This window comes from Ruminococcus sp. Marseille-P328, assembly GCF_964249465.1.
Classification (GTDB): domain Bacteria; phylum Bacillota; class Clostridia; order Lachnospirales; family Lachnospiraceae; genus Blautia_A; species Blautia_A faecis.
The window spans coordinates 1-13,245 of the sequence record NZ_CAXUBQ010000020.1; the positions used below are offsets into that span (position 1 = coordinate 1).

Annotated in this window: 12 protein-coding genes; all 12 read right to left on the reverse strand. The window is 42.7% G+C overall.

The features are described 5' to 3' along the window. Nucleotides 1–262: 262 nt before the first annotated feature. The 12 genes from ACESTK_RS14075 to ACESTK_RS14130 all read right to left on the reverse strand — a co-directional run bounded on the left by ACESTK_RS14075 (nt 263) and on the right by ACESTK_RS14130 (nt 13,228). The gene (locus tag ACESTK_RS14075) at nt 263–1,216 is read right to left on the reverse strand and encodes an alpha/beta hydrolase (RefSeq protein ID WP_373120019.1); all 954 of its coding nucleotides are present in this window, start codon (nt 1,214–1,216) and stop codon (nt 263–265) included. Further along, the gene (locus ACESTK_RS14080; RefSeq protein ID WP_373120021.1) at nt 1,200–1,967 is read right to left on the reverse strand and encodes a CPBP family intramembrane glutamic endopeptidase; all 768 of its coding nucleotides are present in this window, start codon (nt 1,965–1,967) and stop codon (nt 1,200–1,202) included. The genes ACESTK_RS14075 and ACESTK_RS14080 overlap by 17 nt, the downstream gene beginning before the upstream one ends. 137 nt (nt 1,968–2,104) lie before the next feature. Continuing rightward, nucleotides 2,105–3,682 carry a glutamine-hydrolyzing GMP synthase gene (guaA, locus tag ACESTK_RS14085; RefSeq protein ID WP_118579374.1) on the reverse strand — a complete coding sequence of 526 codons (1,578 nt, stop codon included), beginning with the start codon at nt 3,680–3,682 and terminating at the stop codon, nt 2,105–2,107. Between the two features lie 674 nt (nt 3,683–4,356). Beyond that, on the reverse strand, nt 4,357–5,751 hold the full coding sequence (locus tag ACESTK_RS14090) for a hypothetical protein (RefSeq protein ID WP_373120023.1): 1,395 nt from the start codon (nt 5,749–5,751) through the stop codon (nt 4,357–4,359). 32 nt (nt 5,752–5,783) lie between these two features. Beyond that, nucleotides 5,784–5,978 carry a hypothetical protein gene (locus ACESTK_RS14095; RefSeq protein WP_173716941.1) on the reverse strand — a complete coding sequence of 65 codons (195 nt, stop codon included), beginning with the start codon at nt 5,976–5,978 and terminating at the stop codon, nt 5,784–5,786. A 43-nt stretch (nt 5,979–6,021) separates the two neighbouring features. Beyond that, complete coding sequence (locus ACESTK_RS14100) at nt 6,022–6,642, reverse strand: V-type ATP synthase subunit D (protein WP_118579368.1); 621 nt, start codon at nt 6,640–6,642, stop codon at nt 6,022–6,024. 17 nt (nt 6,643–6,659) lie between these two features. Beyond that, entirely contained in the window at nt 6,660–8,042 is a 1,383-nt protein-coding gene (locus ACESTK_RS14105; protein ID WP_118579365.1) for a V-type ATP synthase subunit B, read from the reverse strand. Between the two features lie 18 nt (nt 8,043–8,060). After that, on the reverse strand, nt 8,061–9,830 hold the full coding sequence (locus tag ACESTK_RS14110; protein WP_118579362.1) for a V-type ATP synthase subunit A: 1,770 nt from the start codon (nt 9,828–9,830) through the stop codon (nt 8,061–8,063). Further along, nucleotides 9,823–10,410, reverse strand: coding sequence for a V-type ATP synthase subunit E (locus ACESTK_RS14115; RefSeq protein ID WP_118579359.1), 588 nt, complete (start codon nt 10,408–10,410; stop codon nt 9,823–9,825). Before ACESTK_RS14115 ends, ACESTK_RS14110 begins: the two co-directional genes overlap by 8 nt. Nucleotides 10,411–10,427: 17 nt before the next feature. Then, the gene (locus ACESTK_RS14120) at nt 10,428–10,736 is read right to left on the reverse strand and encodes a V-type ATP synthase subunit F (protein ID WP_117851005.1); all 309 of its coding nucleotides are present in this window, start codon (nt 10,734–10,736) and stop codon (nt 10,428–10,430) included. 2 nt (nt 10,737–10,738) lie between these two features. After that, nucleotides 10,739–11,170, reverse strand: coding sequence for an ATP synthase subunit C (locus ACESTK_RS14125; protein ID WP_118579356.1), 432 nt, complete (start codon nt 11,168–11,170; stop codon nt 10,739–10,741). A gap of 87 nt (nt 11,171–11,257) precedes the next feature. Further along, nucleotides 11,258–13,228 carry a V-type ATP synthase subunit I gene (locus ACESTK_RS14130; RefSeq protein ID WP_148462110.1) on the reverse strand — a complete coding sequence of 657 codons (1,971 nt, stop codon included), beginning with the start codon at nt 13,226–13,228 and terminating at the stop codon, nt 11,258–11,260. Nucleotides 13,229–13,245: the final 17 nt, after the last annotated feature.

Below are 13,245 nucleotides of genomic sequence, written 5' to 3' on the forward strand. Positions count from 1 at the left end.
CATAAAAATAACCTCCAAACTGAGTAATTTTATCTTACATCAGTTTGGAGGTTTACACAAACTTTGGGATGCTCCCAAATGATCTCATAAGCCGTCATCGGCGCCACCTCCCTTCCTATGTATTCCGGTTGCCCGGTATCATAAAACTCGGGAGGCTACCACCCTGTCATGGGTACTTTCCTTAGACGATATTGTACCATAAAAAACAAAATATCTGCAATATACAATCCCACAAAATCACCCTTCAAATGACTGATAAATATTAATCACTTAAAAAGCTTTTAATCTCCTCACTTATTCTTCCATACTCATAATCATGCACATAATGTGGGCAATCCAATTCTATGTACTTCCCAGACTCCACTTCTGAGATGTATTTTTCCTGTATCCTTCTCCATGTTTCTTTATCAAAACCAGTTCCACCAGTACCATCAGAAATAAAAAGCAGCATAGGAACCTGTGGTACTCCATTTTGAGCTACAATTATTGCATTATCCTTAACACTCTTCGCTTCATTTATCATTGTTACAGTTGCCGTTCTGTTATAAAAAATTGCTCTATACCTATTCTTTTCGTCATTAGTCAACGTTCCATGCTTTATAGCATCACTTTCCGCAAGTGTAGGAATTAGTCTGGTAATTCCTAAATCCGCTGCATATTGTCCAAGTTTCATTAGTGGAAGATTTATTTTCATATTCTCGTAATATTCTGGCACAGCCATATCCAAACCTATGATTGATTCAATTTCATCCGGATATTCTTGTGCCCAATAAAGGGCTTCAATTCCAGACATAGAATGCGGACATAAAACATATGGACCATCAATTCCTGCTTTATTCAAAGCTAATCTTGTTTCAGATAATATAGTCTGTATGTTTCTGTCTTCATCAACAATATCACTATATCCATATCCAAACTTTTCAACAACAATAATTCTGTACTCGTCACTTAACAATGAATATAGAGATTTAAAATCCAGAATGGGAGAACATGTTCCGCTACCAGACAAAAACACAAGTGTTTTGGAACCACTCCCCTCAACATAAATGCTAATATTATTTTCATTTATATCTATAAGCTGCCCTAATGGTTCCCTTAATTTTTCCTCTTTCCTAAGCCTGTACCTATGATAGCCAAAGCAAATACATATTAAAATAACAATGATTGCTGCAACCCATAGAAAAACACGTAACATACTTTTAATTCTTTTTTTCATTATTTATGCATACTCCTCTTGAAATAAAAATGGCAATACAAATAATTATTACCTTACATATCATTGAAACAATTAGATTGCCACCAACTGATATTTGCGATAATGTATTAATCAATGCATGTGTCATTACACATATCCATAAACTCTTTGTTTTATAGTATAGTGCAGATAAAATAAAACAATTTATCAAAAGCCCAAGTAAAAAGCTACTGACCTGAACAAATTGTATTGATCCTTCAATATAAAAATAAAGAAAATGCCATATTCCCCAGAAAACAAATGTCACGCATGTCGAAAACACATAATTATGCCGTTCCTCAATTATTGGTTGAAACGTATATCTCCAGCCTATTTCTTCAATCCCACCGAACAAAATTGCTTTTACAAATAATATAACCGGAATATACCAATTCTTTACTTGTAACATTCCACCCATTAATAGATAACAAAACTCTATACTCAAAAACATAAAAACAAGCAAGTAGCCAAAGACAGGTTGCTTTATGTTCACAAACTCAATTACAATCCTCTTAAAATTTATTTTTCGATATCGAACTGTGACAATACTCCCCCACATTGCAGAAGATATTCCACCAATTCCAATTGCTATTATCCCTATCACCGTTGTATAATCCACAACAATTCCCATCCTACGCAATAGGTAGACAATAACTGCTATTACCGTTATTTGACCTATGGTTCCAGTTAAATATAATCTAATTGCATTTTTTCTATCCACAGAATTATCCATGTCATCTTCCTTCTTTAGTCAAAATCTATAAAAACTCTTTCCCATTACTCTCCCCACAAATAGAGCCAAACTAGAGCCATTTGATAAAACAAATGCCGGAAACCCGCATAAATACAGGTTTTCGGCATTTTAGTCCGTTATTCAAACTCAATCGTTCCCGGTGGCTTACTGGTCAGGTCGTAGAATACGCGGTTAACTCCCTTAACTTCATTAATAACACGATTCATAACCCTGTTCAGTACTTCATACGGAATCTCTGCGGACTCTGCTGTCATAAAGTCAATCGTCTTCACTGCTCGCAGTGCCACTGCATAATCGTATGTTCTGAAATCACCCATAACGCCTACGCTTCGCATATTGGTAAGAGCTGCAAAGTACTGGTTCGGCATCCAGGATGGTTCTTTGCCATTCTCAACTTTATAAGCTTCTGCTGCCTTATCAATTTCTTCACGGTAAATGAAATCAGCATCCTGCACAATGCGAACTTTCTCTTCAGTAACTTCGCCGATAATACGGATTCCAAGTCCCGGTCCCGGAAATGGCTGACGGAATACCAGCTTCTCTGGAATTCCAAGCTCCAGTCCTGCTTTGCGGACTTCATCTTTGAAGAGGTCACGAAGCGGCTCAATAATCTCCTTGAAGTCTACGAAATCAGGAAGTCCGCCTACATTGTGATGAGACTTGATCACTGCAGACTCTCCGCCAAGACCACTCTCTACCACATCTGGATAGATGGTTCCCTGTGCAAGAAAATCAACAGCACCGATCTTCTTAGCCTCTTCTTCAAAGATACGAATAAATTCCTCACCAATGATCTTACGCTTCGCTTCCGGCTCAGTAACTCCCGCAAGTTTATCATAATATCTCTGCTGTGCATTCACACGGATAAAATTCAGGTCAAACTGTCCATTAGGACCAAATACACCCTCAACCTCATCGCCCTCGTCTTTACGAAGAAGGCCATGATCTACAAACACACATGTCAGCTGCTTGCCAATAGCTCTGGAAAGAAGTCCTGCTGCTACAGAAGAATCAACACCGCCAGACAGTGCCAGAAGGACTTTGCCGTCGCCCACTTTCTCACGGATTTCTTTAATTGTATGCTCAACAAATGCATCCATCTTCCAGTCTCCGGCACATTCGCATACACCAAGTACGAAATTGGATAACATCTTCTTTCCTTCTACTGTATGGAGAACTTCCGGATGAAACTGGATCGCATACAGTTTCTTCTCCGCATTCTCGGCTGTAGCCACTGGACAGTCTGCTGTATGTGCAGAAATCTCAAATCCTGGTGCTGCTTGGGAGATATAGTCTGTATGACTCATCCAGACAATTGTTTTCTCTGATACTCCTTCAAAAATTCTGGAGTCTTTTTTGTCAACCAGCAGCTCTGTTTTGCCGTATTCACTTACATCTGCTTTCTCAACTTTACCGCCGAGAACATGCATCATAAGCTGTGCACCGTAGCAAAGCCCAAGCACCGGAATACCAAGTTCGAATAATTCTTTCTGGTAAGTCGGTGAATCAGCTTCGTAACAACTGTTCGGTCCACCGGTAAGAATGATTCCCTTTGGATTCATGGCTTTGATCTTCTCAAGATCGGTCTTGTAAGAATAGATTTCACAATATACATTACATTCTCTGACACGTCTTGCAACCAGCTGATTGTACTGACCACCAAAATCAATTACAATAACTAATTCTTTCTTCAAGGTTTTCCTCCTGTTTTTCCCTATAAATTCTCATTGGAATCGTTACTGTTCACACTGGAAAATCTCCGGTAAACAATAACCTTGAATCTTCTTTCCATTATAAATGAGTATTACAACTTTTACAACGACTAATTTTCTTAGCTGAATAAAATTTTCAATATATCGTAGATAGATTTTATCACCATGAAATTAAGTTTGAATGCACAGCTTTTTCATACTGTATATTCCTATGCCGGTCACTTCAGGTGCGTTCCAGTTTATAAGTTCTTTAGATTTTCCTCATATATTTTTCAATTTGTTCTCACAGATTCATCACAAATTCCGCGTATATTAATAAACAAATAAAGCGAAAGCTTTTTTACATAGATTATAAATATACTTTTTCTTTTTCATACTTGCCGGGCCAAAAGGTCCGGCCCTCCTTCTTTTTAGGAGAATTTTCGGAAGTTGCTTACGTCGGAGAATTCGAATTTGATTATAAATTTAACATAAAAAATCCCGGTCTTTAGAAAAGAACTGTCTTGATATTTCTTTTCTGACCGGGATTTTTATAATTCAGGTTCACTCTTCTTTTAACGAAAAAACACTGAGCCACAATAAAGTGTAGCCCAGTGTTTTTTCTTATAACTCATCAAGCCCATAATCTTCAAATTGGAGAGTTTCTTTATCCAATTTTAAAGCTGATCCGGTTTCTCAACTGTATAAACACTCTGATCCTGGATTGCCGTTGCTCCAGACATATCTGCTGTGTCGCTGTAGGAACCAGTTGTAATGGTGTACTCGCTGTCGCCCTGTACATACACAGTTCCGTCTGTACCCTGAATTGTTACAGTTTTTCCATTACTATCTACAATTGTTCCCTCATTTTCCAGAGATGAGACAGTACTGTCGCCAGTTACAGTCCAGGTGGAATCTGCGCTTACATAAACGTTGCAGTATCCCTCTCCGCCTTCGCCTGCATAGCTCTCATCATCTACAACTGCACCTGTCAGGCTGCTGCCTTCTGTGAGATAAAAGTCAAGATCACTGATAGAATCCCAGATCACATCTCCCTGCATATCCTGACTGATTCCTGTAAAGTGACAGTCAGCTCCGTTAACCCCAGACTGTCCCCAGCCTCTCTGGTTGGTGTTACCTGTGCACTGCAGGAAAAATTCATTGTCATCGTTATAGTTAATATCCACGTTATTTAAAGTAATCGTACTCTCTGTATTGGTTGTATAAAACACACCGCCGTTCTCAGAAGTCAGGCTGCCGCCATCCATCTGGAAGGTACTGTTACCAACCTCAGAATCACCAGACATGCTCTGGTAAAGGATTACAGTCCAGGTATTATCATTCTGATCCAGATCACTCATGTTTCCTGTCAAGTCACAATCATAAAGGTGAATAGAATTCAGACCTTCAATACAAATAGCCTCAGAACCATTTGCTGTCAGAGTTGCATTGCTTACCGCAATATCAGCTGTGCTGTAAATAGCCGGGGAACCAACGCCGTTGGAAACATAATTTCCACCATCGATCACCATTGTTCCGCCGCCTCTGTCACTTCGGATTGCAGCAGAAGACTCACCGTTCGTTTCTACATCTAAGTCCCATCCGTAAAGAGTACCACCGCCAGCTACATGAACACCACCAGAGGTATCCTGAGTCGTTTTCACAATTGTACCAGAAGCATATACAGTTCCATCACCATATGCAAAAAGCCCTGCACCACCTGCTGCATCTGTAGTCACGCTGCCATCTTTCACATAAGCAGTACCATCTGTTGCCAGAACAGCAGCTCCTACACCATAGAAGCTGGAATTGTCTCCGCCCTTGCTGTCCTCGGAAGTTCTAGTAATAGTATCATTATCAAGAGTAACACTTGCACCTGAAGAAATCAGTGCCGCATTCTCGTCAGTTCCTGTTGACTCAATTGTCTCATTTGATACAGTTGTATCTTCTGTATACTCATTTGCTGCCGTATAACTGTCCACACCCTGAGACTGGCCATCAGGACCTCCCTGTCCTGAAGCGCCTTGTCCATCACCGCCAGGCTGGCCCTGACCGCCCATTTCCATGGACATTACAGTAATGGAAGCAGCATTTCCATCCTCATCTAAAGTGATAGAAACGATATCGCCCTCCTGAATGTCAGAAAGTGAAATCTCCTCAGCCTCTGCGGACTGTCCGTTACCGTCTGGTTTTTCCGGCTCTTCTCCGTCCTGGCTATCTGTATTCTCACTTTCCTGGTTATCGTCAGCTGCGTCCTGACTGTCACTTGCTCCATCAGAAGAATCAGAATTCTGTCCATCCCCTTCCTCTCACGTCCCCCACCCGAAAAAAAACAGGGTGCCTCACGCACCCTGCTTCATCCTCTTAATAACTTTTAATCGCGTAAATTCCTCACGCTCTTTCTCCTCCAAAGCATTGGAAATATCCTTGGTCAGAGCCTCGAACTTCGGAATCGTAATATTCTTCAGCGCATTCGCCCTCTTCTGAGTCTTCTTAATATTGCTAGCCAGGCGAATCGCTGAATTCTCAATCATAGACAGCTTAATGGAAAGCTCCTTCACCCTCTCAAAAGCCGCCTTCGCCTCATCCAGAGACATCTTCGTACTATAATAAGCATATGTCGGCACATTTCCCGACTTATCATACTCTACCAGCGGAATCTCCGTACCCATAACACTACGTGTCTTAATACGGATAGAATTCTCCACCGGCACCGTATGGGAAATCTGATCCACAAACGCGATACCCATCTCCATATTCGCTTTCTGCAAAGCCTCATACGCAGTCCGGAACGTCTCGTCAATCTGTCCCTGGATATCCTTCGCCTGATCAACCAGATTCATCATCTCACGAATCAGAATATTACGCTTCTTATCCATCAGTTCGTAACCCTGACGGGAAAGAGCAAGTGAATTCTTAGCCAGAATTAAATTACCCTTGGTAGGAAAGGTATTCGGATCCATTCAAGTCACCTCACTCTTTATTTGGTAGTCTCGTGATAATACTGATCCAGAATCTTAGTATCAATACGGTCAAGCTCATCCTTCGGAAGCATACCAAGAAGCTCCCAGCCCTTATTCAGAGTATCGATAATACTTCTGTTCTCTGTATCTGTCTGACCGACAAACTCAGCCTCAAACGCCTTACCAAACTGCAGATACTTCTTATCCAGAGGAGAAAGCTCGTCCTCACCGATAACAGAAGCAAGGGCTCTCGCATCTCCAACCTTTGCATAACAGGAAAACAGCTGGTTGGCAACATCCTGATGGTCTGCTCTTGTGAAGCCCTCACCAATACCATCCTTCATCAGACGGGAAAGAGACGGCAGAACATTGATTGGCGGGTAAATACCCTGTCCATGAAGCTGTCTGTCCAGAACAATCTGACCCTCAGTAATATAACCGGTAAGGTCAGGGATCGGATGGGTAATATCATCATTAGGCATGGTCAGAATCGGGATCTGTGTAACAGAACCTGTACCACCGGAAACAATACCTGCACGCTCATATAAAGTAGCAAGCTCACTGTAAAGATATCCAGGATAACCTTTACGGGAAGGAATCTCTCCCTTGGAGGAAGAAACCTCACGCATTGCCTCACAGAAAGAAGTAATATCTGTAAGGATAACCAGAATATGCATACCTTTTTCAAAAGCAAGATACTCTGCTGCAGTCAGGGCAATCTTCGGAGTCAGAAGACGCTCAACAGTCGGATCATTTGCCAGGTTCAGGAACATAACAACATGATCGGAAGCACCGCTCTCCTCAAATGTTCTGCGGAAAAACTCTGCAACATCATACTTAACACCCATTGCAGCAAACACAATGGCGAAATTTTCATCGGAATCAGCACCCAGAGATGCCTGACGCACGATCTGTGCCGCCAGCTTATCATGTGGAAGACCGTTTCCGGAGAAAATCGGAAGCTTCTGTCCACGAATCAGGGTGGTCAGACCATCAATTGCAGAAATACCGGTATTGATGTAGTTACGCGGATACTCACGGGTAACCGGGTTCAGCGGCAGACCATTGATGTTCAGGCTTACCTCCGGTGTGATCTCGCCCAGCCCATCGATTGGCTGTCCAATACCGTTAAAGGTACGTCCCAGGATTTCCGGGGAGAGCCCGATTTCCATAGGATGACCGCTAAGACGTGTATGAGTGTTTCCAAGGGACATATTATCTGTACCCTCGAAAACCTGAATTACTGCTTTATCTTCGTATATTTCAATAATACGGCCAAGCTTTTCGGTACCGTCATCCATACGGAAGGAGACGATTTCCTCGTAGGAAGCGTTTTTAACGCCTTCCAGAACTACAAGAGGGCCGTTTATTTCACTAAGGCCTAAATATTCGATTGCCATAAAAAACTTACCTCCCTATCAGCCGTTTCTCTCTAATACGTTATCATAGAATCTGTCGATGTCAGCCTTATACTGGTCAAACATCTCAGGTTTGTTATTCGGAACATCATATTTGATAGCAATAACACGCTCAAAAATATTGTCCTCCTTCAGTACGGAAACCGGCATTCCCTGATTAACAAGGGAACGGCACTTCTCGTACAGATAAAGGATGATCTCCATCATATTGAACTGCTTGCTCATCGGTACACAGGTATCCTCTGCATGGAACGCATTCTGCTGAAGGAATCCAAGACGGATAACCCTTGCAATCTCCAGAGTCAGCTTCTGGTCATCCGGAAGAACATCACTACCGATCAGCTTAACGATTTCCATCAGGGAACTCTCCTGGTTCAGAATCGCCATCAGCTGATTACGGTCGCTTACAAATTTAGCAGAAACATTATCTCTGTACCATGGGGTTAAATCCTCCAGGTACTCACTATAACTTGTAAGCCAGTGGATAGCCGGGAAATGACGGGCATAAGCCAGAGATTTATCCAGTCCCCAGAAACAGCGGACGAAACGCTTTGTATTCTGTGTAACAGGCTCGGAGAAGTCACCTCCCTGTGGGGAAACTGCACCGATGATGGAAACAGAACCCTCTGTTCCATTTAAGTTCTGCATCATACCCGCTCTCTCATAGAAAGCGGAAAGCTTGGAAGCCAGATAAGCCGGGAAGCCTTCCTCTGCAGGCATTTCCTCCAGACGTCCGGATAACTCACGAAGAGCCTCAGCCCAACGGGAAGTGGAGTCTGCCATGATGGCAACGTCATAACCCATGTCACGATAATACTCAGCCAGTGTAACACCTGTATAAATAGAAGCCTCACGGGCTGCAACAGGCATGTTTGATGTATTGGCGATCAGAGTGGTACGGTCCATCATCAGGTTTCCGGATTTCGGGTCGATCAGTTTACTGAAATCCTCCAGAACCTGTGTCATCTCATTTCCACGCTCACCACATCCAATATAGATAATGATATCAGCGTCAGACCACTTTGCGATCTGGTGCTGTGTCATAGTTTTTCCAGTACCGAAACCGCCAGGAATCGCTGCTGTACCACCCTTTGCAATTGGGAAAAGGGTATCCAGGATACGCTGTCCGGTTACAAGCGGCACGCTTGCAGGGAAACGCTTGTAGGTAGGTCTTGGCACACGGATCGGCCATTTCTGCGCAAGTGCGATATCGCGCTCACTGCCATCAGAAAGACGAACCGTTACAATCGGGTCAAGGATAGTATATGCTCCGTCCGGAACTGCCTTGATAACCTCAGCCTCTCCAATTGTTGGCGGAACCATGGATTTATGAAGAATGGAAGCTGTTTCCTGAGTCTCGGCAATGATAGTACCTGCGCTTACCATATCTCCAACTTTAACAGTTACATGAACATCCCATTTCTTAGCAGTATCAAGGGAATCAACACTTACACCACGGGAAATATATTTTCCGGAGGATTTTGCGATCTCCTCCAGAGGACGCTGGATACCGTCGAAAATGTTATGAATGATTCCAGGTCCCAGAAGAACGGAAATAGCATCGCCTGTTCCCATTACTGTATCACCTGGCTTCAGTCCTGTTGTCTCCTCGAAAACCTGTACGGTAGTCATACCCTTTTTCAGACCAATGACCTCACCGACCAGCTTCTCAGGTCCAACATAAACCATCTCGGAAATCTTAAATCCCGGGTCGCCTTTCAGATAAATAACAGGACCGTTAACGCCGTAGATAATACCTGTTTTATTCATGGCTCAGCCCTCCGTCAAATTTGAATTCTTTTTTCAGCTTCTCATAAGCACTCAGGAAAGAGTTGTCGATCAGGATGTTTTTAGCCGGGATTGTGGCTTTGATACCACCCATAAACGGTTCATCGGAAATCTCAACTGTGAATCCGGTCTTTGCTACAATAGAGCGCTGTAATGCTGTATCTTCAGCGGAAAGATAGATAAAAATCTCATCATTTCCTGCAAATTCTCTTGCCTTCTGGATTCTGCTGCACAGATAATCCTGATACGCAGGACTCTCCATGAAATTCTCCAGATGATTCTTAACCTCTACAAAAAGCTCGTTTTTAAGCTCTGTCTGTTTGGCTGTCCAGTCACGTCTTAAAGTCAGCTGCTCAGCAGAAAGTGCCTTGTTTACCTCTCGGGTAGCATTTTCTGTCTCTGCCTTGATCTGTGCCTCGGCATCCATTTTTCTTGATTCTTTATGCTTTTCAAACATTTCTTCCAGACTCTTCTTATGTGCTTCCAGTGTATTCTCAGCCTCTGTCTGGGCTTCCGCAACGGAAGTGTCGTAGAAATGCTGCAGTTTTTCTTCAATTGTCATGCTTGGTCTTCTCCTGCCTATAACTTTAAGCCAATGGCTTCGTTAACATATCCGGTAATAAAATCAGGTTTGCGGCCTGTACCATGCCTGTCAGGGATTTCGATGATCAAAGGCGTTTTATGGTTCAGCTTTACATCGTCCACGATCTGGGGAAACTCCCTGCCGAATTTCTCGGTCAGGAGGAGAATCCCGATTTCCTTGTTGGCGATTGCTTTTTCCAGAGCGTCCTTCAGTTCGTCACGCTCATGGACTACCACGCCTTCCACACCTGCCAGTCTCATCCCTGTGCAGGTATCGATGTTGTCACTGATCAAAAACATTTTCATAATTATAATTTACCGATGATCATGAAGGAAATGATCAGACCGTAAAGAGCAACACCTTCGGCAAGACCTACGAAGATAAGGGATTTACCAAGAATGCTCTGATCCTCGCTGATTGCACCAAGAGCTGCACTTGCCGCACTGGCTACGGCAATACCACCACCAATACAGGAAAGACCTGTAACAAGAGCTGCTGCAATATATCCAAGACCTGTTGCAATACCTGCATCAGCGCCTGTTGCAGCCTGTACAGAAGAGCTTCCTGCAAACATAACCATTGCTGCTACTAACATGGTACCAAAGAAGAAAAATGCGTTTGTTGCGATTGTTGTTTTGTAACGTCCACGGCTCTTCTCGCCGATGAAATAGTAACCAAATGGAACGATAATGCTTAATACAAGCGCTACTGCTAAAATAATCTGTGTCATAACTGTCATGATAATTGACCTCCTCGTGTTTTAACATTTGTAATGTCACTGCATTTCACAGAGACATTTGATAAATATTTCACTACCAGCGGCAGTTTACTTTGCCTCCGCGTCAGAACGGAACGGCTCGAATTTTCTTCCGCTTCCTTTGTAGAAACGGCTAAACATCTCGTAATACTCAAGTCTCAGTACCTGGATACCAACGATCAGACCCTCAAGACCGCATACGAAAATATTTCCGAGAACAATCACTACCCAGTTCGGGCTTCCGTTCTCAGCACCGGCCAGCATCAGTACAACCTGCATCATAGCTGCATGGCTGACTGCATAAGCTCCGATACGCACGAAAGAAAGTGTGTTGGAGAAATAGCTCAAAAGGACTTCGAACATCTCGAAAAATCCCTGAACAATAAACATTCCCACACCGCCTTCAAAAGCTGCCGGCTTCTTTTCCACAAGGTTTGTAAGAGGCTCTTTTAAGAACATTACAAGCAGCGGAAGGATAAACATAATGCAAAGAACAATACCGCCAGGAAGCTTATGGCCTGTCATGAACAATGCAATTACAATCACTGCGGATCCATAGAATACAAGGCCTGCAACAGAGTTGGTATCAAACCATACTTTCTCTGTATCCTTTGCTTTCAGGGAATTCATAATATTAAAAATCATGCACAGAAGAATGATTCCCATACCAAAGCCAATAGCGATAATAAATACGGTATTCAGTTTTCCGATAAAAGGCACATTCATCATGGCATCCATAGGCCTTAACCATACAGGCTCTATAATATCTTCAAATCCGAAGACGCTGCCGAACATGAAGCCAAAGAATGTGGAAAAGATACCTGCACAGCTGATGATTCCGGCAAGATCAATATGCTTGAATCTGTAAAGAAGATATCCGCCGATCAATAAAACCAGACCCTGTCCTGCATCTCCGAACATTGCGCCGAAAATAAAGGAATAAGTGATGGCGATAAACCAGGTTGGATCCATCTCTCCATAAGCCGGAAGGCCATACATTTTGGTGTACATTTCGAATGGCTTGAAAAGCTTGGGGTTCTTCAGCTTGGTAGGCGGTGTCTTATGGGCATCCTCCTGCTCATTCTCATCAATCAGACAGAAAATACGGGAATCTCCGGAAATATCATTCTGGAAAGCTTTGGCATCCTTCTCTGTCATCCAGCCACAAAGGATATAAAATGGTTCCTTCGGCTTATAATCGGCTGCTGCCTCTCCCTTATTGTCCCCATGTGTGCATGCTGCCAGTTTACGGATATCAAAGTTCCGTGAAAACTGGGAAAGTGTATGTTTGCAGGAAACAATGTCGGATGCATTTTTTCTGAAGAAAGCTTTTCTTGCCGCTTTGTTTGCATCAAGATCTGCAATTGTTTTCTTGTACTGCGCTTCAAGTGCTGTGTATGCAGCTTTGGCAGTTCCATCATACTGATCCGGTACAAAGATTTTTTCAAAGTGCATAGCAGAATATACGGCATGAATTCGCTGTGCTTCATGAACGGGAACAAAATAAATTCCCCAGATATAACGGTCATCTTCATCACATTTAATGAAAATCGTATCCAGATTATCATAAATGTATGTTTTAAATTTATCGAAATAATCTTTCTCGATCCGTCCAAAGCGATAATGAATATAACGCATTTTCAGGATTGACTGCACATCAAAGTCTACATTTCGGAAAGGATAGATGATACGAAGTGATTCTGCCAGAGAATCACGTTTCTCTTCCAGTTCCTGACGGGTCTTGTTAAGGACATCCGCTTCATCTTTGATCTGCTGTACGAAAGAGAGAGCTTTTTCGATTGGCAGCTTCTTCGCAGAAGCCTGCTCCGGGTTCTCAACCTCTTCATAGAAGCTTCCGACTGTGCTTAAAGCTTCTTTATAAGGATTGATTTCAAGATAAGGGGAAAGATTCTTCACATCTGTGAGCTCAGTAAGAGCATTCTCCAGATGAATCTCATACCGGCTGAGGTAATTATTTACAACTCGGTCGATATCCTCTCTTGGCCCGGTAATGCTGACAAATTTCATTTTCTCAATCACATTGCTACCTCCGGGTT